Annotated in this window: 31 protein-coding genes and 1 pseudogene; 21 read left to right on the forward strand and 11 right to left on the reverse strand. The window is 68.3% G+C overall.

Annotated elements, in window-relative coordinates:
• Positions 1-51 precede the first annotated feature (51 nt).
• Together ABZ909_RS09335 and ABZ909_RS09340 are read left to right on the forward strand one after the other, a co-directional pair.
• A complete protein-coding gene (locus tag ABZ909_RS09335; protein WP_356997327.1) occupies positions 52-369 on the forward strand; it encodes an acyl-CoA carboxylase epsilon subunit in 318 nt (105 codons plus the stop codon).
• A gap of 6 nt (positions 370-375) precedes the next feature.
• Positions 376-1,017, forward strand: a complete 642-nt coding sequence (locus ABZ909_RS09340; RefSeq protein WP_356997274.1) for a Maf family protein — start codon at positions 376-378, stop codon at positions 1,015-1,017.
• Here the strand turns inward: ABZ909_RS09340 and ABZ909_RS09345 are convergent.
• Complete coding sequence (locus tag ABZ909_RS09345) at positions 961-1,653, reverse strand: transcriptional regulator (protein WP_356997275.1); 693 nt, start codon at positions 1,651-1,653, stop codon at positions 961-963. The two genes, ABZ909_RS09340 and ABZ909_RS09345, sit on opposite strands and share 57 nt — an antisense overlap.
• A 273-nt stretch (positions 1,654-1,926) precedes the next feature.
• Between ABZ909_RS09345 and ABZ909_RS09350 the strand changes: the two genes are divergently transcribed.
• The 6 genes from ABZ909_RS09350 to ABZ909_RS09375 all read left to right on the forward strand — a co-directional run bounded on the left by ABZ909_RS09350 (position 1,927) and on the right by ABZ909_RS09375 (position 7,132).
• Positions 1,927-2,826 (forward strand): sulfurtransferase, encoded by a 900-nt coding sequence (locus ABZ909_RS09350; protein ID WP_356997277.1) that lies wholly within the window; start codon positions 1,927-1,929, stop codon positions 2,824-2,826.
• A gap of 200 nt (positions 2,827-3,026) precedes the next feature.
• Positions 3,027-4,820, forward strand: a complete 1,794-nt coding sequence (locus ABZ909_RS09355) for an acetyl/propionyl/methylcrotonyl-CoA carboxylase subunit alpha (protein ID WP_356997278.1) — start codon at positions 3,027-3,029, stop codon at positions 4,818-4,820.
• A gap of 66 nt (positions 4,821-4,886) precedes the next feature.
• Entirely contained in the window at positions 4,887-5,312 is a 426-nt protein-coding gene (locus ABZ909_RS09360) for a DUF1707 domain-containing protein (protein ID WP_356997280.1), read from the forward strand.
• Entirely contained in the window at positions 5,312-5,656 is a 345-nt protein-coding gene (locus ABZ909_RS09365) for a hypothetical protein (protein WP_356997281.1), read from the forward strand. Before ABZ909_RS09360 ends, ABZ909_RS09365 begins: the two co-directional genes overlap by 1 nt.
• 256 nt (positions 5,657-5,912) lie before the next feature.
• A complete protein-coding gene (locus tag ABZ909_RS09370; protein WP_356997282.1) occupies positions 5,913-6,245 on the forward strand; it encodes a hypothetical protein in 333 nt (110 codons plus the stop codon).
• A gap of 86 nt (positions 6,246-6,331) precedes the next feature.
• Positions 6,332-7,132, forward strand: coding sequence for a biotin--[acetyl-CoA-carboxylase] ligase (locus tag ABZ909_RS09375; RefSeq protein ID WP_356997283.1), 801 nt, complete (start codon positions 6,332-6,334; stop codon positions 7,130-7,132).
• Positions 7,133-7,192: 60 nt separating this feature from the next.
• Here the strand turns inward: ABZ909_RS09375 and ABZ909_RS09380 are convergent, their stop codons facing one another.
• Together ABZ909_RS09380 and ABZ909_RS09385 are read right to left on the reverse strand one after the other, a co-directional pair.
• A complete protein-coding gene (locus ABZ909_RS09380) occupies positions 7,193-8,632 on the reverse strand; it encodes a protein kinase (protein WP_356997284.1) in 1,440 nt (479 codons plus the stop codon).
• Between the two features lie 59 nt (positions 8,633-8,691).
• Positions 8,692-9,212: pseudogene (locus ABZ909_RS09385) on the reverse strand (acyl-ACP desaturase); the annotation flags it as partial.
• Positions 9,213-9,289: 77 nt separating this feature from the next.
• Between ABZ909_RS09385 and ABZ909_RS09390 the strand changes: the two are divergent.
• From ABZ909_RS09390 to ABZ909_RS09415, 6 genes are all read left to right on the forward strand, one after another.
• On the forward strand, positions 9,290-9,835 hold the full coding sequence (locus tag ABZ909_RS09390) for a PH domain-containing protein (protein WP_356997285.1): 546 nt from the start codon (positions 9,290-9,292) through the stop codon (positions 9,833-9,835).
• Between the two features lie 9 nt (positions 9,836-9,844).
• Entirely contained in the window at positions 9,845-10,522 is a 678-nt protein-coding gene (locus tag ABZ909_RS09395; protein WP_354830111.1) for a response regulator transcription factor, read from the forward strand.
• Between the two features lie 82 nt (positions 10,523-10,604).
• A complete protein-coding gene (locus ABZ909_RS09400; protein ID WP_356997287.1) occupies positions 10,605-11,915 on the forward strand; it encodes a HAMP domain-containing sensor histidine kinase in 1,311 nt (436 codons plus the stop codon).
• A 113-nt stretch (positions 11,916-12,028) separates the two neighbouring features.
• Positions 12,029-12,430, forward strand: a complete 402-nt coding sequence (locus ABZ909_RS09405) for a hypothetical protein (RefSeq protein ID WP_356997288.1) — start codon at positions 12,029-12,031, stop codon at positions 12,428-12,430.
• A gap of 38 nt (positions 12,431-12,468) precedes the next feature.
• Positions 12,469-13,161, forward strand: coding sequence for a response regulator transcription factor (locus tag ABZ909_RS09410; RefSeq protein WP_356997289.1), 693 nt, complete (start codon positions 12,469-12,471; stop codon positions 13,159-13,161).
• Positions 13,158-14,480 (forward strand): ATP-binding protein, encoded by a 1,323-nt coding sequence (locus ABZ909_RS09415; protein WP_356997290.1) that lies wholly within the window; start codon positions 13,158-13,160, stop codon positions 14,478-14,480. The genes ABZ909_RS09410 and ABZ909_RS09415 overlap by 4 nt, the downstream gene beginning before the upstream one ends.
• Here the strand turns inward: ABZ909_RS09415 and ABZ909_RS09420 are convergent.
• Positions 14,446-15,015: a GtrA family protein gene (locus ABZ909_RS09420; protein ID WP_356997291.1), complete on the reverse strand. Its 570-nt coding sequence runs from the start codon at positions 15,013-15,015 to the stop codon at positions 14,446-14,448. The two genes, ABZ909_RS09415 and ABZ909_RS09420, sit on opposite strands and share 35 nt — an antisense overlap.
• Before the next feature lie 146 nt (positions 15,016-15,161).
• Between ABZ909_RS09420 and ABZ909_RS09425 the strand changes: the two genes are divergently transcribed.
• The 4 genes from ABZ909_RS09425 (at position 15,162) to ABZ909_RS09440 (ending at position 18,964) form a co-directional block, all read left to right on the forward strand.
• Positions 15,162-16,337, forward strand: coding sequence for a 5-(carboxyamino)imidazole ribonucleotide synthase (locus ABZ909_RS09425; protein ID WP_356997329.1), 1,176 nt, complete (start codon positions 15,162-15,164; stop codon positions 16,335-16,337).
• Positions 16,330-16,833, forward strand: coding sequence for a 5-(carboxyamino)imidazole ribonucleotide mutase (gene purE / locus ABZ909_RS09430; RefSeq protein ID WP_356997292.1), 504 nt, complete (start codon positions 16,330-16,332; stop codon positions 16,831-16,833). Before ABZ909_RS09425 ends, purE begins: the two co-directional genes overlap by 8 nt.
• A gap of 92 nt (positions 16,834-16,925) precedes the next feature.
• Positions 16,926-17,636 (forward strand): TetR family transcriptional regulator, encoded by a 711-nt coding sequence (locus ABZ909_RS09435; RefSeq protein ID WP_356997293.1) that lies wholly within the window; start codon positions 16,926-16,928, stop codon positions 17,634-17,636.
• 170 nt (positions 17,637-17,806) lie between these two features.
• The gene (locus tag ABZ909_RS09440) at positions 17,807-18,964 is read left to right on the forward strand and encodes an acyl-CoA dehydrogenase (protein ID WP_356997330.1); all 1,158 of its coding nucleotides are present in this window, start codon (positions 17,807-17,809) and stop codon (positions 18,962-18,964) included.
• Between the two features lie 97 nt (positions 18,965-19,061).
• On the opposite strand, the gene ABZ909_RS09445 is transcribed toward ABZ909_RS09440, so the two are convergent.
• Positions 19,062-19,601 carry a hypothetical protein gene (locus tag ABZ909_RS09445; RefSeq protein ID WP_356997295.1) on the reverse strand — a complete coding sequence of 180 codons (540 nt, stop codon included), beginning with the start codon at positions 19,599-19,601 and terminating at the stop codon, positions 19,062-19,064.
• 311 nt (positions 19,602-19,912) lie between these two features.
• Between ABZ909_RS09445 and ABZ909_RS09450 the strand changes: the two genes are divergently transcribed.
• On the forward strand, positions 19,913-20,233 hold the full coding sequence (locus ABZ909_RS09450) for a hypothetical protein (RefSeq protein WP_354830095.1): 321 nt from the start codon (positions 19,913-19,915) through the stop codon (positions 20,231-20,233).
• On the opposite strand, the gene ABZ909_RS09455 is transcribed toward ABZ909_RS09450, so the two are convergent.
• The 3 genes from ABZ909_RS09455 to ABZ909_RS09465 all read right to left on the reverse strand — a co-directional run bounded on the left by ABZ909_RS09455 (position 20,230) and on the right by ABZ909_RS09465 (position 23,456).
• The gene (locus tag ABZ909_RS09455) at positions 20,230-20,520 is read right to left on the reverse strand and encodes a GNAT family N-acetyltransferase (RefSeq protein WP_356997297.1); all 291 of its coding nucleotides are present in this window, start codon (positions 20,518-20,520) and stop codon (positions 20,230-20,232) included. The two genes, ABZ909_RS09450 and ABZ909_RS09455, sit on opposite strands and share 4 nt — an antisense overlap.
• A 45-nt stretch (positions 20,521-20,565) precedes the next feature.
• Positions 20,566-21,885 carry an FAD-linked oxidase C-terminal domain-containing protein gene (locus ABZ909_RS09460; RefSeq protein ID WP_356997332.1) on the reverse strand — a complete coding sequence of 440 codons (1,320 nt, stop codon included), beginning with the start codon at positions 21,883-21,885 and terminating at the stop codon, positions 20,566-20,568.
• A 107-nt stretch (positions 21,886-21,992) separates the two neighbouring features.
• Positions 21,993-23,456 (reverse strand): MFS transporter, encoded by a 1,464-nt coding sequence (locus ABZ909_RS09465; RefSeq protein WP_356997299.1) that lies wholly within the window; start codon positions 23,454-23,456, stop codon positions 21,993-21,995.
• A gap of 147 nt (positions 23,457-23,603) precedes the next feature.
• Here ABZ909_RS09465 and ABZ909_RS09470 point away from each other — a divergent pair, with 147 nt between their 5' ends.
• Both ABZ909_RS09470 and ABZ909_RS09475 read left to right on the forward strand, forming a co-directional pair.
• A complete protein-coding gene (locus tag ABZ909_RS09470) occupies positions 23,604-24,227 on the forward strand; it encodes a TetR family transcriptional regulator (RefSeq protein WP_356997300.1) in 624 nt (207 codons plus the stop codon).
• Positions 24,228-24,257: 30 nt separating this feature from the next.
• Positions 24,258-24,578 carry a co-chaperone GroES gene (locus ABZ909_RS09475; protein ID WP_356997302.1) on the forward strand — a complete coding sequence of 107 codons (321 nt, stop codon included), beginning with the start codon at positions 24,258-24,260 and terminating at the stop codon, positions 24,576-24,578.
• A 62-nt stretch (positions 24,579-24,640) separates the two neighbouring features.
• Here the strand turns inward: ABZ909_RS09475 and ABZ909_RS09480 are convergent, their stop codons facing one another.
• The 3 genes from ABZ909_RS09480 to ABZ909_RS09490 all read right to left on the reverse strand — a co-directional run.
• Positions 24,641-25,429 (reverse strand): SDR family oxidoreductase, encoded by a 789-nt coding sequence (locus tag ABZ909_RS09480; RefSeq protein WP_356997304.1) that lies wholly within the window; start codon positions 25,427-25,429, stop codon positions 24,641-24,643.
• Positions 25,430-25,501: 72 nt separating this feature from the next.
• Positions 25,502-26,077, reverse strand: coding sequence for a TetR/AcrR family transcriptional regulator (locus tag ABZ909_RS09485; protein WP_356997306.1), 576 nt, complete (start codon positions 26,075-26,077; stop codon positions 25,502-25,504).
• Between the two features lie 60 nt (positions 26,078-26,137).
• Positions 26,138-26,260: NAD(P)(+) transhydrogenase (Re/Si-specific) subunit beta (locus ABZ909_RS09490; protein ID WP_356997334.1), on the reverse strand; the 123-nt coding region annotated here is incomplete at its 5' end.

The raw sequence follows: 26,260 nt of genomic DNA on the forward strand, positions 1-26,260 counted from the left end.
GCGCCGCACACCCTGCGGCGAACGGACAGGAGGACTGGCGCTGTGACGACCATGGCCGATGAAGAAGTACTGCGCGCCGCCGAACTGGATCTAGCAACCGTCGATGAACTGGCGGACGCCGTCGACACGGCCGTCACCGAGGTCGCACCGTCGAGCACCGACCCGGTCATCCGGGTCCTGAAGGGCAACCCGACCGACCTCGAGCTCGCCGCCCTGCTCGCCGTATTCGCCGCCGCGTCCGCGAGCGCCGCGGCCGCACCGGCCGACACCGGCCCGGCCGACAACTGGGGCGTGCCGACCCTGTTGCACCGCGGCTCTTCGCCCTTCTCTCCCTACGCTTTTCCGGCGCTGTCGCATCTGCGCGACTGACGGCCTGTGACCGTCTTCGTACTAGCGTCTCAATCTCCGGCCCGGCTCGGCGTCCTGCGCAATGCGGGCGTCGAGCCGGTCGTCCGGGTGTCCCATGTGGACGAGGACGCGATGGCCGCGGCGCTGCCCGCGGATACCGCGCCCGATCGTGTCGTCATCGAACTGGCCCGCGCCAAGGCGCGTGAGATCGCCGGTCAGCTGGCGGCCGATCCCGCCTTCGCCGATTCCGTTGTGGTGGGCTGCGATTCGATGCTGCTCGTGGACGGCGTACTCCAGGGCAAACCCCTGACCCCCGAGGTCGCCCGCGCGCGCTGGGCCGAGATGGCCGGGCGGAGCGCCGATCTGCTCACCGGGCATTGCGTACTGCGCCTGTGTGCCGGTGAGGTCACCGCCGAGGCCGCCGACTGTTGTTCCACCACGGTGCATTTCGCCAAGCCCGAACCGGATGAACTCGACGCGTACATCGCGACGGGGGAGCCGCTGCAGGTGGCCGGATCCTTCACCCTGGACGGCCTGGGCGGCTGGTTCGTGGACAGGATCGATGGTGATCCGTCGAGTGTGATCGGTATCGGCCTGCCGCTCGTGCGCCGGCTACTGGCCGAAGTAGGCGTCGGTATTGCGCAGCTGTGGGTCGGTGGCCGCGTGTAGCTGCGGTTCGGTGGCGGTCCGCAATTGCGGTGCGATACGGCTGGTCGATGGCGCTAGTCGAGGCTCGCCGGACTCGGCCCGACCCTCCTGCCCGGCCTCGCCGGCGCGCCCCTGGAGTAGTTCCAGACGGGCGACGCATAGTTCGGGTTCCACGAACGGGTGTAGGCGCACGGTCACGCTCTCGCGACCGCCGTTGCGGTCCAGTGCTTCTCGCATGAGTCCCAGATGCACGCCGCACACCACCTCGGAGTGGGTACGGGCCAGTTCGCGTAGCGGGCAGGCGGTCATGCGGATCAGGGCCGACTCTTCGGTCTCGCTGGCGTGGTCGCGTTCGGGGGCGAAGCCGAGCTCCGACATCAGGGTGACGGTGAGGTCCTTGGCGTCCTCGAGTGATTCGACGGGCTGGTCCGCCGTTTCCAGTTTCGAGCCCCAGGCGCGCCCGGCCGCGATGGCGGCCTCGGAACGGCGGCGCGGGTCGCTGCCCAGCTGATCGGCCAGCACCTGCGCCAATTCCTGATAACCCACCGATCGCTGTACAGCGGTATAGCCGATGCGCGGGCGACCGCGGCCGCGCGGCGGCTGCTGAAATTGGCGGACCAGCGATTCCCGGGTGAGGACGTCCAAATGAAAACGCACTGTAGTCACATGTTGTCCGGTGACGCGCGCCAGTTCCTGGGCGTCGAGAGGCTCGCTGGCGCCACGTAGGATCGCAAGCAGTCGCCGTCGCGGCCAAGAATCGGACATAGCTCACCCCTCCTCTTGAGAGACTTTATCGGATGAAGCTGCGCTTAATTCGCTCAATCATCCGATTCGTAATCTGAAACGAGTTACGTAACCGCCACATGCCTACGATCGGTGTCGAGATTCGAACCGCCAATACCTAACCCACCACGCGTGAAGGACCACAACGTGCCCGTCGCTCCGGATCCGCATCACTCGTTCGGCTCCTACGCACATCCTCACCGACTAGTAACCACAGAGTGGCTGTCGGCAAACATCGGCACGCCGGGACTCAGGATCATCGAGTCCAACGAGGACATATTGCTATACGACGTCGGGCATGTCCCCGGCGCCATCAAGATCGACTGGCGCACCGAGCTGATCGATCCCCGTACCCGCGATGTCGTCGACGGCGTGGCCTTCGCGAACCTCATGCGGGTCAAGGGGATCGAACGCGACGACACCGTGGTCATCTACGGCGACAAATCCAATGGCACCGCGGCCGCCACCCTGTGGGTGTTCTCCCTCTTCGGACATGAGGACGTGCGCCTGCTGGACGGCGGCCGCGACGCCTGGATCTCCGAGGCCCGTGACACCACCTTCGAGGTGCCCGCGGCCGGGCTGGGGGACTATCCGGTGGCCGATCGCGACGACAAGTCCGCCCGCGCGTTCCGTCAGGACATGCTCGCGCACTTCGGCGGTCCGCTCATCGATGCGCGTGCCTTCCACGAGTACACCGGTGAGCTGGTCGTTCTCGATCGCCCCGAGGAGCAGGCGCTGCGCGCGGGCCATATCCCCACCGCGGTCAATATTCCGTGGACCTCCTCGGTCGGCGCGGACGCCCGCTTCCGGCCGCGGGCCGAACTCGATGTCATCTACGGCGCGGTGGTCACCGGCGTTGCGCCGCTGGTCTACTCGCGGGTCGGCGAACGGTCCGCCCTGACCTGGTTCGTGCTGACGTATCTGCTGGGTGTGCACGGTGCGCGCAACTACGACGGCTCCTGGACCGAGTGGGCCAATGCGGTCGGCGCGCCGATTGTGATCGGCGAAGAACCCGGCGAGGCGCCCTCGGTCGTGGCAAGCTCGTAACGCCCAGGCCCCTCCCCGGGTATGCACAGGAGTAAGTCTCGGTAGAGTCTGGTAGAACAGGTTCTAAAAAAGGCCGTTCGGAGAGTCGCATTGCTCACTCTTCGGGCCTACTCTTCGGTAGCCCTATCCTCGGTTCGGTGATTGTTGGCACGATGCCTACACTGCCGACAGACGAAAGTATCCAGAGCACAGGAGGCTCAGTGCCCAACCATGCCGACGCGCAGATCACAAAGGTCCTCGTAGCCAACCGAGGCGAGATCGCCGTGCGCGTGATCCGGGCCGCCAAGGACGCCGGTATCGCCAGTGTGGCCGTATACGCCGAACCGGACGCCGATGCGCCGTTCGTCAAGCTCGCCGACGAGGCGTTCGCCCTGGGCGGCCAGACCTCGGCCGAGTCGTACCTGGTGTTCGACAAGATCCTCGACGCCGCCACCAAGGCCGGCGCGGACGCGATCCACCCCGGTTACGGCTTCCTCTCCGAGAACGCCGATTTCGCGCAGGCCGTGATCGACGCCGGGCTGATCTGGATCGGCCCCTCGCCGCAGTCGATCCGCGACCTGGGTGACAAGGTCACCGCCCGCCACATCGCCGAGCGCGCCAACGCGCCGATGGCCGCGGGCACCAAGGACCCGGTCAAGAACGCCGACGAGGTCGTGGCGTTCGCCAAGGAGTTCGGCGTCCCGGTGGCCATCAAGGCTGCCTTCGGTGGTGGCGGTCGCGGCATGAAGGTCGCGCACACCATCGAGGAGATCCCCGAGCTGTTCGAGTCCGCGACCCGTGAGGCCATCGCCGCCTTCGGTCGCGGCGAATGCTTCGTGGAGCAGTACCTGGACAAGGCCCGTCACGTCGAGGCGCAGGTCATCGCCGACAAGCACGGCAATGTCGTGGTCGCCGGCACCCGTGACTGCTCGCTGCAGCGTCGCTTCCAGAAGCTCGTCGAGGAGGCCCCCGCGCCGTTCCTGTCCGACGAGGTGCGCTCCAAGATCCACGAGTCCGCCAAGCGGATCTGCAAGGAGGCCGGTTACTACGGCGCCGGCACCGTGGAGTACCTGGTGCAGGGCGAGACCGTCTCGTTCCTCGAGGTGAACACCCGCCTGCAGGTCGAGCACCCGGTCACCGAGGAGACCGCGGGAATCGACCTGGTGCGCCAGCAGTTCCGCATCGCCGAGGGCCACGAGCTGTCGATCAAGGAAGACCCGGCTCCGCGCGGCCACTCCTTCGAGTTCCGCATCAACGGTGAGGACGCCGGTCGCGGCTTCCTGCCCGCCCCCGGCCCGGTCGTCGTGTACAAGGAGCCCGCGGGCCCCGGTGTCCGTGTCGATTCCGGTGTGGTCGAGGGCTCGGTCATCGGCGGTCAGTTCGACTCCATGCTCGCCAAGCTGATCGTCACCGGCGAGAACCGCGAGCAGGCGCTGCAGCGTGCCGCTCGCGCGCTCGACGAGTACCAGATCGAGGGCCTGGCCACGGTCATCCCGTTCCACCGCCACATTGTCGAGAACCCGGCGTTCGTCGGTGACGGCACCAAGTTCGACGTCTACACCAAGTGGATCGAGAACGAGTGGGACAACCATATCGAGCCCTACGCCGGCGCCCAGCCCATCGATGACGAGGACGAGGCGCCCCGCCAGAAGGTGGTCGTCGAGGTCGGCGGCCGTCGCCTCGAGGTGTCGCTGCCGGGTCAGTTCTCGGTCGGCGCGGCCGCTTCCGGCAATGGCGTGGGTGCGGTGCGCAAGAAGCCGAAGCCGCGCAAGCGCGGTGGCGCCGGCGCCGGTGCCGCCTCCGGTGACGCCGTGACCGCCCCGATGCAGGGCACCGTCGTCAAGGTCGCCGTCGAAGAAGGCCAGTCCGTCGAGGCGGGCGACCTGGTGGTCGTGCTCGAGGCCATGAAGATGGAGAACCCGGTCACCGCCCACAAGGCCGGTGTCATCACGGGTCTCTCGGTGGAGGCGGGCGCCGCCATCACCCAGGGCTTCGTCCTGACCGAGATCAAGTAGCGCAACACAATTCGCCGAGTGGCCGCTCACCTGCAGGTGGGCGGCCACTCGCGCTAATGTCATGGCATGGCTGAACCACCCGAGATCCGTATTGGCACCGCCGAGCGTGAGGACGCGATGAAGCGGCTGTCCGATCATTTCGCGGCTGGGCGGCTCAGCGTGGCGGAGTTCGACGAGCGCAGCGGGGTCGTGGCCGCCGCCCTGACGCGCGGTGATCTCGAGCGGGTGTTCACCGATCTGCCGGAGCCGGTGGCGGAGAAGAGCGTTCCGGCGCAACGGGAGTCGCGGTTCGGTGCGCACTGGCGCGATCGGGTCATGCCGGTCGTCCCGATCATCGCGCTGATCCTGTTCTTCGTGACCCACCAGTGGTGGATGTTCCTGTTGATCCCGTTGGCGGGCGCGGTGCTGTACGGCGGCGGCAATCCGGGGCAGCGGCGGGACCGTCGGGATCGCCGGCGGCAGCGGCGACTGGATCGAGGATCGGAGGACTGATGGAGCCCATCGAGATCAATGCGGGCAGTTGGTATCTGCGCGCCCTGCGCGCGGACGAGCGCATCGACGACCGGCCGGCCCTGGCCGACGCCGGCATCACCGAGGCCGACTATGTGGCCCGGCGCAGCGCCGAATGGGCCGACGAGACCCACTTCTCGTGGGCCGTGTGCATCCCCACCACCGCGGAGATGGTCGCCGAGATCGGTGTGCGGCCCAATGCCGACGGGACCGCCACCGTGACCGGTTGGGCCCGTGCGGGATACGACTCCGCGCTGGCGGACGGCCTGGTGACCGTACGCCGATTCACCGCCGGCGCCCTCGGCCTGGAGCCGGTCGACGCCTGAATCCGGACCGCCGGACCCGTCGCGCGGTCCGGTCCGGACACCGATCTGTGCCGTGAAAGTTTGCCTTCACCAGCCGTAATGTCGTCCGCGCCCGAAAAAATCGGTCGTGCCCGGCCCCGGTCGTGGGTCACTCTGGAGTCGCATCCGAAACCGACGACCTGGGGAGGCGGTTATGTGGAGCTGGAGTGGACACCAAGCAGATCGGGCAGCGGCGGCATCGTTCACCGCGTGGCGGATCCGTGACCCGGAGCCGACAGTGACCGATCCGGAATTCAGTGAAACCTCGGACGACGACCGCGCGAGCGGCGGCGGACGCAACGCCCCGCTCGCCGGCGACGGCCGCACCGGGGGTGGCGGTGAAACGACGGGGGACGCCGCCGCTCCCGAGTACGCGGAGATGGCGTGCGCGGGCCGGGCGATGCCGGTCCCGGGTATCCCGGTGGCGGGCGCGGGTACCCCGGTACTCCTGGCCGCCGGCGTCGAGTCCGACGCGACCGAGGTTGCGCGCGAGGACATTTCCGAGCATGTGCTCACGGGCATGTTCGATGCCCTTGCGGGCATGTTGCAGGCCGTGGCCTCGGCGCGGTAGCGCGCCGGGGGACAGGGGCGGGTCCGATCCGGACCCGCCCCTTCTCGTTGCCGTGTGGATGCGGGTGGGGGAGTAGCGTGCGGGGCATGGACAGGTCGCCGCTGGATGTTGACGTGCTCAGCCGGAGTGTTGCCGAGGTGCCCGAACTGGGTTTCTTCTCGGCCGTCGAGGTGGTCGAGTCGACCGGATCGACCAATGCGGATCTGGTTGCGCGGGCCGCGGATTCGAGTGCCGATCGGCTGGTACTGATCGCCGAGTCGCAGGAGCACGGCCGCGGCCGCCACGACCGGCGGTGGCTGAGCCCCGCGCGGGCGCAGATCGCCATGTCGCTGCTGGTGCGGGTGCGCGGGATCGATCCCGCAGTGCTGGGCTGGCTGCCGCTGCTCACCGGCGTGGCCGTGGTGGATGCGGTGCGCGCCGTGGCGGGGGTGAAGGCCGTGCTCAAGTGGCCCAATGACGTGCTGGTGGACGGCCGCAAGCTGGCCGGGATCCTGGCCGAGATCGCCGCCTCGGGTGCGGAGCCGGCGGTGGTGGTCGGGGTCGGGCTGAACGTGTCCCTCACCGAGGCCGAACTGCCTGTCCCGCACGCCACGTCACTGCTGCTGGCCGGGGTTCCCGAGCTCGATCGCACGGTGCTGGTGCAGGCGATGCTGCGGGAGTTCGCCCGCCGCTTCACCGCCTGGGAGGCGTCCGGCTGGGATATCACCGAGCTGTCCGCGGCCTATCGCGACCGGTGTGCCACCCTCGGCGCGCAGGTGCGCGCGGAGCTGCCCGGCGGGGAGGTTCTCACCGGAATTGCCACGGGCATAGACGAATACGGCAGGCTGCTGATCGGTGATAGCGCCGTCTCCGCTGGCGATGTCACCCACCTGCGCGCCGAGTACTGACGGAAACGCGTTTCCCGCAACCTGATTCGCGCCAGTTCTCGAACAGGTTCGGCGCGAGGACTATTGGCTGTTCTGTCCATAGGGGCGGCCGCCGTGGTGGTTGCCGCTATTGGACCGGTTGCCGCCTGCGGGCCCGGGGAAGCCGGGAAGGGTGAAGATCGGGCCGGGGAAATTGGGACCGGGGATTTCGAGTCCGGGTAGCCGCGGGCCGGCCGGGTCGTCGATGGTCGGCGGTACGGCGGGGGCCAGCGTGTCGTCCGGCGTCGGGGTGACGGATTCGGCTGCGGGATCCTCGGGAGGCTCGGTCGTCGGCTCGGTGGACGGTGGAATCGCCGCCTGGACAGTAACTTTCGTGGTCGGGACGGCCGTGGTCCGGGCGCGTCGGTCGGGCTGTGGTTCGGTGGCCGGGCCCGTGAACAAAGCGGCGCCGATCGCGATGGTGGCGACGGCGAAGCCCGTGGCGGTGAGCAGTCGCCGCCGGGGCCAGCGGCGAGCGGGCAGGCCCAGATCGGTTTCCTCGGACAGCGCGACCGTACGAACATCCATTCCGGCCGGGATTGCCACGGCGGGCGCAGGGCGCGGGATGGCGGTGGTGGGCGCGTCGGTGCCGGCCGGGCTCGGGACGGCCACGGTCACCTGCGCTTCGAGGCCGGGCTCGGCTGGAACGGCGGGCGCGGTGAGGGCGGCCTTGGCGGCGGCCGCGAATTCGCCTGCGGTGGAATACCGTTCGCAGGGTTGCTTGGCCAGGGCACGCAGGACGACGGCGTCGAGGGCGGCCGGAACGCTCGTGTCGATCGTGGACGGCGGCTTGGGCGTGAGGTCGAGGTGGGCGCGCATGAGCTGCGCCGGATTACGCACCCGGAAGGGCCGCTGCCCGGTGAGACATTCGTAGAGGACGCAGCCCAGGGCGTAGATGTCGGAGCTCGGTGAGGCGGCGCCCGCGAATCGTTCCGGCGCCATGTAAGCAGGGGTGCCGATCAGCATGCCGGTCTGGGTGATGGCGCTCTGGCCGTCCTGCAGGGCGGTGCCGAAGTCGATGAGGTAGGCGACGTCGTCGGGGCCGACGATGATGTTCTGGGGTTTGACGTCCCGGTGGATCAGCCCGGCGGCGTGGGCGTCGTCGAGCGCGGAGGCGACCTGGGAGATGAGGTCGACGGCCGCGTCCGCGGTCATCGGACCCTCCCATTCGAGCAGGGCCTCGATATCGAGGCCGTCCACGAATTCCGAATCGATGTACAGCCGGCCCTCGAGCTCGCCGTAGCTGTGCACGGGCACCACGTGCGGTCCGTGCAGCAGTGCGGCGGCCCGGGCCTCCCGCTCGAAGCGCTGCCGGTATTCGGGATCGGCGGTCAGTACGGGTGCCAGCATTTTGAGCGCGACGGTGCGGTCCGCCACGGTGTCGTGCGCACGCCATACTTCCGCCGACCCGCCGCTGCCGAGCAGTTCGTCGAGGCGGTATCGGCCCAGGTAGCCATCCCCCAACGGATTTCCTCTCGTCACACTGGGGGACACCTTAGCGAACCGAATTTATTTCAATCGCACCCAACGCACCGCTGGTGTCAGACCGTTTGCAATTCGCCGCGGGCGGCTTCCCGGGCGACCATGCGGTGGCGCTGTTTCTCGAACTTGACGACGTCCTGGCCAAGTTTGTCCATATTGGCGGCCAGTTCCTCGCGCGCTTTCTCGCTGCCCGGCCCGAAGCCGTTGCGCTCGAAGATAGTCCAATTCCTCAGCACTGCACCGACGACTTCCTCCAGGTACCGGCGCAGGTCGTAGATGCCATGCTTGGTCATCATGACCCGGTCATGTGGATCATGCGGGCCTGTTCCAGCGCCACCGGATCCACGCTAGGGGCGACCACCAGGTAGTCCCGACGATGCCGTGCCGGTTCTCCTGGGCGGTCCAGCAGCCCACCCAGGTGCCCCAGGCACCGTCCTGGGGGAAGTTCTCGGCGATCTCGCGGTGGTGGGAGGGCAGGTTGTCCTCGGTGAGCAGATTGGTGCTCATCGCGACCTTTGGCGACCTCGGTCAGCCGCGACTGCGAGGGTTCCCGGTCCTCGCCGCCCATGGTGGCGAAATTGCTGTGACCGCACGATTGTGCCCCGGCCCCAGGTCGCCGTGCGGCATTCCGACATCTGGCCGCGATAGGGTTTCGGCATGGGTTATCCGGAGGAGGCATTGGCGCCCGAAGAGGTGCTGCTGCTACACCGCCATCCGCATTGGAAGATGTTGTTCTGGCCCGCTGTGACTTTCATCCTGATCACCGCATTGGCTGGATTTGCCGCGGGGGTGGCGGCGCGCAATGCCGGCGGCACTCTCCAGACCGGTTTACTGCTCGGCATTCTGGCGCTGTGGCTGGGGATCGTGCTGTGGCGCAGCGTCGCTCCGCTGATCCGGTGGAAGTCGACGCATTTCATCGTGACCGATCGGCGGGTGCTGATCCGGCAGGGCGTGCTCACCCACACCGGCATCGACATTCCGATGAACCGGATCTCGAATGTGCAGTTCCGCCATGGGTTGTTCGATCGCATGCTGGGCACCGGCACGCTGATCATCGGCTCGTCGTCGGAGGATCCGCTGGAGTACGACGACATTCCGCATGTGCAGCGGGTGCACGCGCTGCTCTACCACCAGGTCTTCGATGTGGTGCAGAACAATCCGAACGGTGGCGGCTTCTACGGATCGACCGGGGCGTACCCGTAGTCTGGTGCCGTGACCGCTGTACTGCTGGCCGAAGACGACGAGGCCATTGCCGCCCCGCTGTCGCGGGCGCTGGGCCGTGAAGGCTATTCGGTGACCGTGGAGAGCTATGGTCCCGCCGTGCTCGAGCGGGCCCTCGAGGGTGGTCACGATCTGCTGATCCTGGACCTCGGCCTGCCCGGCATGGACGGGCTGGAGGTGTGCCGTCAGGTGCGGGCGCGCGGCGCCGAGCTGGCCGTGCTCATGCTCACCGCGCGCACCGACGAGGTGGACTTCGTGGTCGGCCTGGACGCCGGCGCGGACGACTATGTGGGCAAGCCGTTCCGGCTGGCCGAGCTGCTGGCCCGGGTGCGGGCGCTGTTGCGCCGCAGCGGAATCGGGGACGAGGCCGTGGAGGTGGGTGGCATCCGGCTGGAGCCGGCCGCGCGGCGGGTGCTGGTGAACGGCATCGAGGTGAACCTGGCGAACAAGGAGTACGAGCTGCTGAAGGTGCTCATCGATCGCGCCGGTCAGGTGGTCTCGCGCGAGATGATCCTGCGCGAGGTGTGGGGTGACGCCGATCTGCGCGGCTCCAAGACCCTGGACATGCACATGTCGTGGCTGCGCCGCAAGATCGGAGACGAGGGGCCGGTGGCCGAGCGGCGTATCGTGACCGTCCGCGGCGTAGGCTTCCGGTTCAATACCGATTAGCCGCTCAGTTCGAAATCCTTTTGTTGTGCCGTTCCGCACGCGTCCGAACCCCGAAGACCCGGCGAATCGAGGCATCTCGACGATGAGACGCAGGATCCTGCTGTCCATGGTGGCCGCCTTGACCCTCACCACCCTGGTTCTCGGTGTGCCGCTGGCGTTCACGGCCTGGCAGTGGGTCGAGGACATCAACCGCAATGAACTGCGCAACCGCCTCAACGGCATCTCCGAGGAGGTGACGCGGCAGGAGCGCGACGGCGTGGTGTACGGCGAGCTGGACACCAAGGCGGTGCGGCTGCTGATCCCCGCAAACGGCAAGCTGACCATCATCTATCCGACGCCGACCGAGCCCAACAAGCGGGTCGACATCGGCGCGGACACGGTGCGCGATCCGCTGTCGGAGTCCTGGTCGATGGGTATCGACGGCTCGCTGCGGCTGGAAGTGCCCTCGGCCCCAATGCATTCCATGCAGCGGCAGGCGCTCGGCGCGGTGCTGGGCCTGGTGCTCATCTCGCTGGGCGCGGGCATCGCGGTGGCGGTGGTGACCGCGCGCCGGGTGGCCGACCCGCTGCGGGACGTGGCGGCCCGCGCGGCGCGGCTGGCCATGGGCGACTTCCGCGCTGATCCGCGCCGCCACGGCATCACCGAATTGGACCGGGTGTCCGACGTCCTGGATTCGGCCACCGTGGAGATTGCGGGCCGGCTGCAGCGCGAGCACGCCCTGGTGGCCGATGTCTCGCATCAGCTGCGCAGCCGGCTCACCGCCGTGCGCCTGCGCCTGGACGAGCTGTCCGCGCACGCCGACCCGGCGGTGGTGCACGAGGCCGAAGAAGCCATGGCACAGGTGGATCGGCTCACCGATGCCATCGACGAACTGGTGCGCGCCTCCCGCGACGAGGGTGCGGCCGAACGCGATCCCCTGCCCGTGGTCGCCGAATTGCGCAGTGTCGTCGCGGAATGGCGGCATCCCTTCGCTGAGGCCGGACGCAAGCTGGTGCTGCTCGGCGACCCGACTCTCAAAGCACCCGTGACGGGTTCACGCCTGCGCGAGGCGCTCGCGGTGCTGGTCGACAATGCCCTCATGCACGGCGGCGGCACCTGCACGGTGTCGGTGCGCACGGTGACGGGACGCCTGGACGACCGCGAGCCGCTGGTGGTCGTCGAGGTCGCCGACGAGGGCGACGGCGTGCGAGATGAACTGGCGCCGCACATCTTCGACCGCGGCTTCTCGGCGGCGGGCTCCACCGGCGTCGGGCTGGCCCTGGCCCGCGCGCTGATCGAAGCCGACGGCGGGCGACTGGAACTCCAGCGTCGCCGCCCCGCCCTGTTCGCCGTGTTCCTCGGCTCCTCGGGTGTGGCGTCGCGGCCGATCGCGGTCGGCACCGAGCCGCGCTGATCTTCTGTCCGTTCTCTAACCGTTCGTTATCCGGACTCGAGAATCCGCTTCCTACCTTCGGATTCGTCAACCGGAACCGGCACGCCATCGCCGGTGAGCGAACAGGAGACGCCATGCCGACCTTCACAGACGCGATGCCGACCTTCACCGGCCGCCGCACCGTGACCGCCGCGGTCCTCGGGGCCGCCGCCCTCGGGGTGCTGGCACTGCCCGCGGTGGCGCAGGCCGCGACGCCGGATTCGATTGCCGGACTGGCGGATACGGGCAGTAGCGAGCCCGCCGCCCCGGCCGCCCCCACCGGTCCGGGCGTGCTGATCATCAAGGATCGCGACGGCAATGTGACTGTGCGCCAGGCCGAGCCGGGTATGCCGCCAGGCCCGGACGCCGTGCCGGCCCTCCCGTTGCGGCCGGGCGTGCCGGCGCCCAGCGTGGTGACTGTGCAGCCGGGCGACCCGGGCGTGGCGATCCCGCCCGGCAAATCGTCGCAGAACATCGTGGTGTACCCGGCTCGCTGAGGCTCCGCTCTCAGCTCGCGTCAGTATCGTCTGATCATGTGACGGGTCCCCGGATTCTGATTGTGGACGACGATGTCAGGGTGCTGTCCTCGGTGGCGCGGGGGCTCCGGATGTCGGGTTTCGACGTCGAAACCGCGGCAGACGGGGCCGCCGCGCTCCGCCAGATCGCCGCCTATGCCCCGCAGGCCATGCTGCTCGACCTGAACATGCCGAATCTGGATGGCGTGCAGGTCGTTACGGCACTGCGCGCGCTGGGCAACGACATCCCGATCTGCGTGCTCAGCGCCCGCGCGGAAGTCACCGATCGCATCGACGCCCTGGAGGCCGGGGCCGACGACTACCTCACCAAGCCCTTCGACCTGGGCGAACTGGTGGCCCGGCTGCGCGCCATGCTGCGCCGCGCGCCCGCCCCGGCCCACGTCACCGACGATCACATCACCGTGGGCCCGCTGACCGTCGCACCCGGCGCGCGGCGCGCATGGGTCGACGGCACGCCCCTCGACCTCACCAAACGTGAATTCGATCTGCTCGCCGCGCTGGCCTCGGCGCCCGGGCAGGTCTTCTCCCGTGCCCAGCTCCTCGACCGGGTCTGGGGCTACGACTTCGAAACCCAGACCAAGGTGGTCGATGTGTTCGTCTCCTACCTCCGCCGCAAGATCGAGGCCGCGGGATCCCCGCGGCTCGTCCACACTGTCCGCGGCGTCGGCTTCGTCCTGCGGACCGAGCCGTGAAAAGGCTGCCGCGGCGGCCGGTGTCGCTGCGCGCCCGGGTCGCGCTGGCGAGCGCCGCGACGGCCGCGGTGGTGGTCGCCGCCATGTCGGTGGTGCTGTTCGCGTTCGCGCCGAACGACGCGGCGAATCAGGTCGGCCGGGTGGTCAGCGCGATCGTGCTCGCCCCCGCCCAACTGCAACCCGGCCGGTCGCTGCCGGAACCCGTGCTGCCGAGCGCGCCCTTGCCCGGCGGAACGGATGCAGCCGAGCCGGGCGTGCCCGCCGTCACGAAACCCGGGGTGCTCACATTGCGCGGCGAACCGGGCAGTCCGGAGCCGGAGTACTCGCGCACGGTGGCGCTCGACGGCCATCCGGTGGCGGTGACCGTGTCCACCGACGTGGCCTCGGATTCGGCTGCGCAGCAGCGGATCCGGATCGTGCTCATCGGACTGGCCGCGGTGCTGCTGGCGGCAGTGCTGGGCTGGTATTTCGCTCATCGGGCGGTGGTCCCGCTGCGACGGCTGACCGCGGCGACGGCCGAGCTGGGGGAGGGGCTGGCCCTGCAGACCTCGCGTCATCCCGCGGCGAGCGAGACGACGGAGTTGGCCGAGGCCATGAACACCATGCTGGGGCGCATCGCGACCGAGCGCCGGCACACCGACGAAGCACTGGTCACGGCACGCGATTTCGCCGCCACCGCCGCGCACGAGCTGCGCACACCCCTGACGGCCATGCGGACCGACCTGCAGGTGCTGCGGTCCATGCCCCTGCCGGATGCCGAGCGCGCGGAGATTCTCGACGAGATCCTGAGTGCGCAGAGTTCGGTCGAGGCCACCCTGCAGGCCCTGGAACGGCTGGCGGTGGGCGATCTGGCCACCGAATCCGAGCGGGAGGATCTGGAGCTGGGACAGCTCATCGATCAGGTGGTGGATGACGCCCGGCGCTCGAATCCCGGCGTGATCATCGACACCGAGGCGGTGGAGCCCATCGTGCTGCGCGGGCAGGCCGTGGGGCTGCGTTCGATCGTCGACAACGCGGTGACCAATGCCATCCGGCACGGCGGGGCGCAGCGTATCGAGATCGCGATGCGCCGCGACGACGATCACGTCGTCCTCACCGTCGACGATGACGGTCGCGGCATCCCGGCACCGGATCGGGAGCGCGTCTTCGAGCGGTTCTACCGGGCGAGCACCACGCCGGGCAGCGGTCTGGGTCTGGCTTTGGTCGCGCAGCAATCCCGCTTACACGGCGGTACCGCGACCATCGGGGAAAGTCCGGCGGGCGGTGTCCGCCTGACCGTCACTCTCAGCTGTGACCCAGCTGCTCCTCGTTCTCGTTGACGAGATCTTCGTTCTCGTTGACGAGGTCCTCGAATTCGGTTTGCAGTTCCTGCATTTCGTCGGGGAACACCCACCGCTTCATGGCCCAGAATCGGAATGCCATTTGCAGCAGGTTGCCGATGATGAAGGCGCTGAAGAAGTCGGCGACGTTCTCGACGGTGAAACTCACATTGGGCTGCCGGAGATCGAACACGTAGCTCGACACCCACAGCGGCAGCGCGGCGAGTCCGACGCCGATTCCGCTGACCAGGAAGAACAACAGCGCTTCGTGGTGCTTCTCGCGGCCACCGCGCTTGTCGAAGGTCCATTCCCGGTTGAGGATGTAGGACACGATGACCGCGATGGTGCCCGACATGATGCGGGCCACGGTCGGCTTGGTGTCCATGATCGTCCATTTCAGGACGTAGAAAATGCCGAGATCGATGACGAACGTGGTCGCACCGACTATCGCGAACTTGAGTAGTTCGTAGTGGCGGTCCGCGAGGGCCCGCAGGGGTGTGGGCAGGCGGTTGACCACTTTGTCGACAAATGACACGGTGCGAGTCTACGTCTCTGGTCCACACGCTGTCCGGCCGGTACAAATCGGGGCAGATACCTGTCAGGCGACCCGCGGGTCGGTCGCCCGTAGGTGTCATGACAACATGGTGCAGCGTGAGCGCCCGTTCCTTCGATTCCTCCGCGATGCCCACCGTCACCATGATCGGCGGTGGTCAGCTCGCGCGCATGACCCATCAGGCGGCCATCGCGCTGGGCCAGCGGCTGCGCGTGCTCGCCGAGCGACCCGACGACCCGGCCGCCCAGGTGACGCCGGACGTGGTCCTCGGCAGCCACGACGATCTGGCCGCGCTGCGCAAGGCCGCCGTCGGCTCCTACGCGCTGACCTTCGACCACGAGCATGTGCCGACCGCGCACCTGGAAGCGCTCATCGCCGAGGGCGTGAACGTGCAGCCGCCGCCGCAGGCGCTGATCTACGCCCAGGACAAGCTCCGGATGCGGCGCAAGCTGACCGAGCTGGGCGTGCCGATCCCGGCCTACACCGAGGTGACCTCGGTCGCCGACGCGGTGACCTTCGCCGACGAGCACGGCTGGCCCTTCGTGCTCAAGGCGGTGCGCGGCGGCTACGACGGCCGCGGCGTGTGGATGCCCGCCGATGCCGCCGAGGTCGCCCCGATCATCGAAGACCAGCTGGCCCACGGGGTCTCGCTGATGGCCGAGGCCAAGGTGGACCTGAAGCGGGAACTGTCGGCCATGGTGGCGCGCTCCCCGTTCGGGCAGGCCGCCGCGTGGCCGGTGGTCGAGACCGTGCAGCGGAACGGCCAGTGCGCGGTGGTCATCGCGCCCGCGCAGGACCTGAACGAGGCCAGGGCCACCGAGGCCGAGGCGCTCGCCCTGCGCCTGGCCGCGGAGCTCGGCGTGACCGGCGCCATGGCCGTGGAGCTGTTCGAGACCCACGCCGGCGAGCTGCTGGTCAACGAGCTGGCCATGCGCCCGCACAACTCCGGCCACTGGGGCATGGACGGCGCCTGCACCGGCCAGTTCGAGCAGCACCTGCGCGCGGTCCTGGACTACCCGCTGGGCAGCACCAAGCCGCTGGCTCCGGTCACCGTCATGGCCAATATCCTGGGCGCGCCGCAGGCCCCCGAGATGTCCATGGACGAACGGCTGCACCATCTTTCGGCCCGCATCCCCGAGGCCAAGGTGCACCTCTACGGCAAGGGCGAACGCCCCGACCGCAAGATCGGCCACATCAATATCCTCGGCGACGACGTGGCCGAGACCAGGGAGAAAGCCGAGCGGGCGGCGCACTGGATGTCGCACGCGATCTGGACCGACGGATGGGATCCGCACCATGACTGACACCGCACAGGTTGGCCTCATCATGGGGTCGGACTCCGACTGGCCCACCATGGAGGCGGCCGCGGAAGCCCTGGCCGAGTTCGGCATTCGCTTCGAGGTCGGCGTGGTCTCCGCGCACCGTACCCCGCAGCGCATGCTCGACTACGCCAAGAATGCGGCCGACCGCGGCGTCAAGGTGATCATCGCGGGGGCGGGCGGCGCGGCTCACCTGCCCGGCATGGTCGCCTCCGCCACCCCGCTCCCGGTCATCGGCGTGCCCGTGCCGCTGAAGTACCTGGACGGCATGGACTCCCTGCTGTCGATCGTCCAGATGCCCGCCGGCGTCCCGGTCGCCACGGTCTCCATCGGCGGCGCCCGCAATGCCGGCCTGCTCGCGGTCCGCATCCTCGCCGCCGCCGACCCCGAATTGCGTTCCCGCATGGAACGTTTCCAGGCGAGCCTGGAAAAGCTGGTCCTGGAGAAGGACGAGGCGCTCCGGACCAAGCTGCTGGGCTGACGCGCCATCGTTCTCCTGAACTGACGTCACCGTTCCGCGCGCCGTCGGCCGTGGTGTGCGGAGCGGTCCGCCCGGGTCGCTACCGTTGGCGGATGCCTATCGACCAGCCCGCACGGCCGCGCGCCGACGCGGATTCGACCCAGCGCCGTCTCACCGTGGTGGATCAGGCGCTCCGGCTGTTCGCCGAAAAGGGTTACGAGGCAACGACGGTCGATGAGATCGCGGAGGCGGCGGGGATTTCGCGACGGACCTTCTTCCGGCAGTTCCGGTCCAAGGAAGATGTGGTCTTCGCCGATCACGAGTCGCAGCTGGCGCAGGCGCGGGAGTTCCTGGAGGCGGCGCAGGGGGATCCGTGGGATGCCGTGTGCGAGGCCGTGGTCGAGGTGTTCGAGCGGTTCACGCAGTGGCGGGAGATCGCGGCCCGGCGCTACGGGGTGGTGCGACAGGTGCCGACGCTGCGCGAGCGGGAGATCGTGACGGTCTTCCGGTACGAGCGGTTGTTCACCGACTATCTGCGCCGGCGGTCGCCGGGGAGTGCGGATCTGGCGCTGGTGCAGTTCACGGCGGCGGTGACGGCGACGCACAACTATCTGCTGCGGCGCATGGTGCGCGGCGAGTCGGCGGCGAGTCCCGCGGATCTGCGGGCGGCACTGGCGGCGATTCCGCGCGGGGGCGCCGCGCGGGACGCCGCGACAGGGTCGGATCAGATGGTGGTCGCGGTGTTCCCCCGTGATCTGTCGCCCCGGCAGGTCGCCGACCTGCTGGCCCGACAGCTGGCTGTGCCTCCGAAAAATGCGCAGTGACATGTCGGCAGTGGCCAAAATGACACTGCGTGCCACAGATTGTGGGTAAGTACTCGCACGTAACCGCGATATCGCGGCGTATACTCGACTTCAACTGGCACTGAGTGCCGCATAAGTTGGCGATGCTGGGCAACCAGCGGCGATACCCCGACAACCAGGAGACAAACCCCATGGCGGGCAACCCCGATTTCAACCTGTTCCAGCTCGAGGACTTCCACCACGAGCTGCGCGAGGCCATCCGCGGCCTGTCCGAGAAGGAGATCGCCCCCTACGCGAAGGACGTGGACGGCAACGCCCGCTTCCCCGAGGAGGCGCTGACCGCCCTCAACGCGGCCGGCTTCAATGCCGTGCACGTGCCGGAGGCCTACGGCGGCCAGGGCGCGGACTCGGTCGCCACCTGCATCGTGATCGAAGAGGTCGCCCGCGTCTGCGGTTCCTCCTCGCTCATCCCGGCCGTCAACAAGCTGGGCACCATGGGCCTGATCCTCAACGGCTCCGAGGAGCTCAAGCACAAGGTGCTGTCCGACATCGTCGCGGGCAAGATGGCCTCCTACGCCCTGTCCGAGCGTGAGGCCGGCTCCGACGCCGCCTCCATGCGCACCCGCGCGCGTCAGGACGGCGACGGCTGGATCATCAACGGCTCCAAGTGCTGGATCACCAACGGCGGCCGGTCCGACTGGTACACCGTCATGGCCGTCACCGACGCCGACAAGGGCGCCAACGGCATCTCCTCGTTCATGGTCCACAAGGACGACGAGGGCTTCGTGGTCGGCCCGCTGGAGCACAAGCTGGGCATCAAGGGTTCCCCGACCGCCGAGCTGTACTTCGAGAACTGCAAGGTCCCCGGCGACCGCATCGTCGGAGAGCCCGGCACCGGTTTCAAGACCGCGCTGCAGACCCTGGACCACACCCGCCCGACCATCGGTGCGCAGGCCGTCGGCATCGCCCAGGGCGCCCTGGACGCCGCGATCGCCTACACCAAGGACCGCAAGCAGTTCGGCAAGGCCATCGCCGACTTCCAGAACACCCAGTTCATGCTGGCCGACATGGCCATGAAGATCGAGGCCGCCCGCCTCATGGTCTACACCTCGGCTGCCCGCGCCGAGCGTGGCGAGAAGAACCTCGGCTTCATCTCCGCGGCCGCCAAGTGCTTCGCCTCGGACGTGGCCATGGAGGTCACCACCAACGCCGTCCAGCTCTTCGGCGGCGCCGGCTACACCACCGACTTCCCGGTGGAGCGCATGATGCGCGACGCCAAGATCACCCAGATCTACGAGGGCACCAACCAGGTCCAGCGCGTCGTCATGTCGCGTCAGATCCTGCGCTGATCGTTTCTCGATCTCGGCAAACTATTGGAGGCGGCTCCGAGTTTCGACTCGGGGCCGCCTCCAACTGTTCTGCTCGGCCCTGCCGGACCGATTGCCCCTACTGTCCTGTGGTGGAGGAGGCGGACAGGCTGCTGAGCAGGTTGCTGAGGAGGGAGCCGAGGCTTTGGCTCGCGCTGCCGGTGCCGAGGGTGGACGGGGAGCAGGTGGTGCCGGAGGGGGCGGTCTGCACGACGGTGACCGAGAGGGGGCCCTCGGCCGCGGCGGCGACGCCGGACTCGGTGACGTAGAGGTTCCAGGAGCCGACCGCGGAGGCGGAGGCGGGGACCGACGAGGACGGGGTCCACTGGAAGGTCACGTCCTGGCCGGAGGTGGAGGTCACCGGCGCCGACCACCAGGTGAAGTTGCCGGTGGTGTTGGTGGCTTCCAGGACGAAGTTGTTGGCACCGTACTGCGACGCCATGGCCGCGGCGTCGGCCGCGGGGAAGGTGATCGTGTAGGTGGTGCCGGCGCAGTAGGCCGTCGAGGTGGTGATGGCGAGCTGCGCGGAGGCGGCGGGGGCCATCGCGATGGTGAGCCCGGCTACGGCCGCCGCTCCAACGATTCCGGCGCTGGAGCGAGCAAGGACCGACTTCTTCATAAGGTCTATATCTCCCCGATTGTTGAAAACCCCTAGGTCAAGGGGCTTTTGGACCCTAACGGGCCGGCGTGCCCGAAAGCTATGAAATGCTGGCTTTTCACAGACGACTGCCAGCTCCATACCGGTTCCTGCCGGGATGTCGCCACGACCCTACGCCGAAATCTGTTCAGTAGCTGGAGAATTGCCCTACGGATCGGTTCGCCGTCGATGTGCGGCGGAACAGTTCGCCGGAGCTTCTCTTCCCGGCTTCCCAAGGTAAAGCGCGGGTTTCAGGGCTGTTCGGGTGGGGATGCCGGGGGCACTATGGAGCCATGGCCGGAGTCGAAATCAACGACACCTTCGTCCGGCGCACACTGGCCGACGGACGGGTGGAAGAGGTCGCGTGGACGGAACTGGCAGAGGTACGGATCATTACGGCGGCCGACGGCCCGTTCGCGGGGGACGTGTTCTTCGTATTGATCGGGGCCACCGGTAAGGGGTGTGTGGTGCCCTACTCGGCCGCCGACACCGCGTTCCTGGCCAAGCTGCAATCACTACCGGGGTTCGACGACGCGAAGGTGGGGGAGGCGATGGTGGGCAGCGCAGACCGGCACTTCCGGGTCTGGCAGCGCCGGCACCACCGCGCGAATTAGGCCACCAGGTTGGCGTATTCGGGGTGCTCCCCGATGTACTTCTCGACGTACCAGCACGTGGGAATGATCGAGAAACCATCCGTGCGCGCGTCGTTCAGCGCGAACTCCACCACCTGTGCGGCCACGCCGCGGCCCCGGAACTCGGGAAAGGTGAGGGTGTGCTGGATGTCGCGGACCTTGGTATCGCCGTCCACCCGCTCCGCGTAGTCGGCGTAGCCCGCGAGAGTGCCGTCCAGGTAGATCTCGTAGCGGGTCGCGTCGGCATTGTGTTCCAGCTTGGTGCTCATGACCGGTGTGAACTCCCTTGTGATGTGGATTGTTCCGGCGGCCGGTCAGAGGACCGCGCCCGGATTGAGTATCCCGTGTGGATCCAGCGCGTCCTTGATCAGGCGAGTGAGTGCCATCACGTCGGGGCCGAGCTGATCGGGTAACCAGGCCTTCTTCAGCCGGCCCACGCCGTGTTCGCCGGTGATGGTGCCGCCCAGGCCGATGGCCAGGTCCATGATCTCGCCGAACGCGAGGTGCGCGCGCTCGGATTCCTCCAGGTCGTCGGGGTCGTGGACGATCAGGGGATGGGTGTTGCCGTCGCCCGCGTGCGCGATGACGGAGATGAGCACCCGCCGATGCGCGGCGATCTCGGCGATGCCGGTGACCAGGTCGCCGAGCCGGGGCAACGGCACGCCCACGTCCTCGAGCAGCAGCGGCCCTTTGCGTTCCACGGCGGGGATGGCGAATCGCCGTGCCGCGCAGAAGGCTTCGCCCTCCTCGGGATCGTCGGTGCGGAAAGCCTCGGTGGCCCCGGCCTTTTCGCAGGCGGCCAGCATGATGTCCGCCTCGTGCCCGGCGTGTTCGCCCGGGGCGTCGGACCGCGCCACCAGCAGCCCCGCCGCGTTCCGGTCGAGTCCCATGCGCAGCTCGTCCTCGACGGCATTGATGGCCACCGAATCCATGAATTCCAGCATGGAGGGCCGCAATTGGCCGGTGATGGCCAGAATCGCGTCGGTCGCCGCGGTGAGTGTGGGGAAGGTGGCGACCACGGTGGACTGCGGCGGTTGCGCGGGCAGCAGCCGCAGGGTGAGCTCGGTAATGATCCCCAGCGTCCCCTCGCTGCCCACGAACAGTTTGGTCAGCGACAGTCCCGCGGAGTCCTTGAGCCGCGGCCCGCCCAGCCGCACCGCGGTCCCGTCGGCCAGCACGACCTCCATACCGAGCACGTAATCGGTTGTGACGCCGTATTTCACGCAGCACAGCCCGCCGGCGTTGGTGGCCGCGTTCCCGCCTATGGAGCAGATCTCGAAGGAGGACGGATCCGGCGGATACCACAGCCCGTGTTCGGCCGCGGCCCGCTTGACCTCGGCGTTCAGCAGTCCCGGCTGTACCACCGCGGTCCGCGTCACGGTGTCGACGCTGATCTCCCGCATCTTCTCGGTGCTCAGCACCAGCGCCCCTGGTTGCGCGGTGGCCCCCCCGGACAGTCCGGTCCCGGCCCCGCGTGGCACGATCGGCACCCGATGCTCGGCCGCCCACCGCACAGTGGTCGCGACCTGCTCGGTTGTCATCGGCCGCACCAGCGCGAGCGCGGTCGCGGCGTCCGGATCCAGCGCCCGATCCTGCCGATATCCGGCGAGCACATCCGGATCGGTCACCACCATGCCTGTCGGGAGCAGACCGCGCAGTGTGTCGAGATCGATGTCCACACTCAGGAAGCTACGGGCTTCCGGCTGATTTGTCCGGAAGCCCGTGCGACAAGCGTGAGTTATCAGCGTGCGGTGGCGGCCTTCGGCAGTGCGAGTGCGGCGGTGAGCACGACGGCCAGCACCGCGGCTCCGCCCAGCGCGGCCATCTCCATGGCGGTCACGTAGCCGCCGGTCCCGTGGTGGGCGCCCAGGGCGCTGAAGAAGATCACTCCGAGAACCGTTGCGCCGATGGCGTTTCCGAACTGCTGCGAGGTGGTCAGCACGCCGGCCGCCATCCCGGCCTGCCGCGCCGGAATCCCCGACGACAGCACCGCCCCGACCACCGAGGGAATGGTCAGCCCATTACCGGTGCCGACGATCATCATGCCCGGGATGAGCGCGAGCACGCTCACGTGCTGGCCCATGGTGGCCAGCACGGTCAGGGTCAGTGCCAGCCCGGTGAGGCTGGTGAGCGTCCCCACCACCATGACCCGATTGCCGATGCGGGCGGCGACCCGCGGCGCGACGAAGAACGAGCTGCCCGCGAAGCACAGTCCCAGCGGTGCGAAGGCGAGCCCGGCGGTGAGCGGTGAGAGCCCGAGTCCGTTCTGCAGCATGAGCGTCAGGCACAGCATGAATCCGGCGAAGAAGGTCAGGTACCCGCCCGCGATCACCAGTCCGAGGCTGAACCCGCGTTCGCGCACCATGGCGGTGTCGAGGACGGGTTCGCCGCCGCGTGCGGCCAGCCGGTTCTCGTAGCGCAGGGTAAGCAGCAGCATCGGGATCGAGGCGAGCATGCTGACCCAGGTCCACACCGGCCAGCCCTCGGGCCGGCCCAGCGTGATCGGGACCAGCAGCAGCGCCAGCGCGGCCGAGATGCCGAGCGCGCCGATCGGATCCAGTTTCGGCCGGTGGGTCTGCTCGTGCCGGGGCAGCCAGCGCGCGGCCAGGGCGGCGGCGATCAGCCCGATCGGCACATTGATGTAGAAGATGGTGCGCCAGCCCCACCCGAACAGGTCGGCGTCGAGCAGCACCCCGCCCAGCACCTGACCCGACACCGCGCCGATGCCGATGGTGGCGCCGAAAGCGGCCATGGCCCTGGGCCGTTCGTGTGGCGGGAAGAGCGTATTGATGAGCGCGAGCATCTGCGGCACCATGAGCGCCGCGGTGCCGCCCTGCAGAATGCGGAAGGCGACCAGCGCCCAGGCATTGGGCGCGAGCCCGCACAGCAGTGAGGCGAAGGTGAAGGCGAGCATGCCGATCACGAACAGCCGCCGGTGTCCGTGCAGGTCGCCGAGCCGGCCGCCGGTGATCAGGCCCGAGGCGTAGGCGAAGCCGTAGCCGCCGACGATGAGTTCCAGCGCCGATTCACCGGCGTGCAGGTCGTGTTGCAGCGAGGAGGCGGCGACGTTGACGACGAACCAGTCGAACATCGCCATGAACATGGCACTGAGGATGACGGGCAGTGCGCGCCAGCGGGCGGCGAACTCGAGGGGGCCGGGCGCGCCGGGGGCCGTTGCGGCGGGCCGGTTTTCGAGGGTGGTCACGTCGTTCTCCCGAGTGTGAAAGGCGGAATGGGGGTGGCGGGCGCGCCGTTGCGCCGGAAACTCGAGTGTTGTAACTAACCGGTTGGTTAGAGATATTCCAACGGGATCCCCGGCTTGTCAACCAGTTGGTTGGTTACCATCGAAGGCATGGCAGCCATCAGGGATCCCGAGGCCACGAAGGCGCGCATCTTCGAGGCCGCGACCGCGGAATTCGCGCAGTACGGGATCGCCGGGGCGCGGGTGGACCGCATCGCACGCAGCGCCAAGGCCAACAAGCAGCTCATCTACGCCTACTTCGGCGACAAGGAGAAGCTCTTCCATCAGGTGCTGGAGGAGACCATGCTGACCGTGGCCGGCTCGGTGACCACCGATATCGAGGACCTCGACACCTGGATCGACCAGCACATCGACTACCACCGCGAGCATCCCGAACTACTGCGCCTGCTGCAGTGGGAGGCCCTGGAACTGGGCCGGGAGCATGCCTCGGCGGGTGAATTGCGCAGCGGCCGCTACCTGGAGAAGCGCGAGAAGGTCGAGGTGGCGCAGGGCAAGGGCCTGATGCGCGCGGACATGCCGTCCGGCCAGGTGCTCATGCTGCTCATGTCGATGATCAACTATCCGCTGGCCGTCCCACAGGTCAACGCCTTCACCGTCGGCGTGGACGCTGATCCGGAGGAGCAGCGCGCCTGGATCAAGGACGCCATCCGCCGCATCGTCGCGCCCGAGACCGCGGCGCCGGCCGCCGGGCCGGACGCGGGCACCGGGGCATAATCGCTCGTACTCGCGCAGTACACTGCCGCGGTGTCCGATGCCAAGCTAGAGATCCAAATGCTGCACGACCGCGTCATGGTCAAGCTCAACCCCGAGGCGGGCGAGCGGCGCAGCAGCGGCGGCATTCTCATCCCGGCCACCGCGCAGGTGGCCAAGCGCCTGTCGTGGGGCGAGGTCTGTGGTGTGGGTTCCCATGTCCGCGCGGTGAGCGTCGGTGACCAGGTGCTGTTCAGTGCCGACGATCAGTTCGAGGTGGAGATCCAGGCGCAGGCGTATTACGTGCTGCGCGAACGCGATCTGCACGCCATCGCCAACTCCCACCCCGAACACGGCACCGGCCTCTACCTGTAATCGATCGAATATCAACGGCCCGCGTTCCTTTCGAGGACGCGGGCCGTTGTCGTGCCGATGTGTCAGACCGTCTTGACGATACCGCCGTCGATCACGTAGTCCGCGCCGTTGATGATGCCGGCCTGCTCGGAGGCCAGGAAGGTGACCAGCGCCGCCACCTCCTTCGCTTCGGCGATGCGGCCGGAGGCGATATTGAACTGCGCCGGAATGGCGTTCAGGAACTGCTCGTGGTCCATGCCGTTGGCCGCGGCCAGCTTCGCGCCGAGGTGGTCGGGGCCGCGCCAGATGTCGGTGCCGACCGGCCCGGGCGACACCGTGTTGACGCGGACGCCCTGCGGACCGAATTCCTCGCTGAGCCGCTTACCGAGGTTGGTGAGCGCGGCCTTGGCCTCGCTGTAGCCCGCCGGGCCGGCCGCCGGGATCCGGGCGTTGATCGAGGACACGGTCACGATCGCGCCGCGCCGCTCGATGATGCTCGGCAGTGCCGCGCGGGTGGTGGTGACGACGCCGAACAGGTTGAGGTCGAACAGCTTTCGCCACTGCTCGTCCGGGACGTCCAGGAAGCTGCCCAGGGTCAGCTGGTCGGCGTCGCCGCCGCCCACATTGTTGACCAGGATGTCGATGCCGCCGAGCTCGGACAGCGCCGCCTCGACCGCGGCCAGCGCGCCCTCGGCGGTGCTCAGATCGGCGGAAACGGTGGCCGCCGCGACCTTTTCGAGTTCCGGCGTGATATTGCGGGCGACGCCGACCACGCGTACGCCCTCGTCGGCGAGCGTTTCGGCGACGGCCAGCCCGATGCCGCGGCTCGCGCCGGTGACGAGTGCGGTCTTGCCGTTCAGTCCGAGATCCATGATCCGTACCTTTCTTGAACTGTAGGTCAAAAACTGGGTTAAAGGAAAGGGCCGCCGGATGCGGCCCGTGAATCAGAGGGTGGTCAGTGCGGTGTCGATAATTCGGTACAGCGTCTCCGCGTCCGCGATCTTGGCCATGATGCGAAGGCCGCCAATGGTATTCATCAAGAACTCGCTGTAGCCCAGGGCGTCGAGTTGCGGCCGGACATCCCCGTCGCGCTGCCCCTGCTCGATGCGTTCGGTGCACGCCTCGACCAGGTGTGCGTGCGCGGCCGTCACCGCCTTGGTCGCCTCGGCATCATGCCCGCCGAGCTCCATGGCGGTATTCGCCACCAGGCACCCCCGGCGGACCGGCTGCGCCAGATCGTTGTCGACGGTCCACCGCATCCAGGCGCGAAGTCGCTCGCGGGTCGTCCCCGGCTGTGACAAGACCTCCCGGGCCAGCTCCGCCCCGGTCCGGTCGTACCGCGCCATGCACAGGTCGAACAACTCACGCTTGCTTCCGAAGGTGTTGTAGAGACTGCCTTTTCCGACGCCGCAGGCTTCCGCGAGCTGGGCGGGGGAGGTGTTGGCATAGCCATGGGTCCAGAACGTCTCCATCGCACGTTCCACCACGGCGTCTTCGTCGAAGCTCCGTGGTCTGCCCATGAACGCAAAAGTACCCCGTTCTAGACCTGTAGGTCAAGAACGGGGTACTTCACGAGACCGCTACAGCGCCTTGAGTTCCTCGGTGACTGCGCCGACGGATTTCTTGGCGTCGCCGAAGAGCATGGAGGTGTGGTCGGCGTAGAACAGTGGGTTGTCGATGCCGGCGAAGCCGGAGTTCATCGA

Origin of the sequence: Nocardia sp. NPDC046763 (assembly GCF_040645495.1) — a bacterium.
In the GTDB taxonomy this organism is placed as follows: domain Bacteria; phylum Actinomycetota; class Actinomycetes; order Mycobacteriales; family Mycobacteriaceae; genus Nocardia.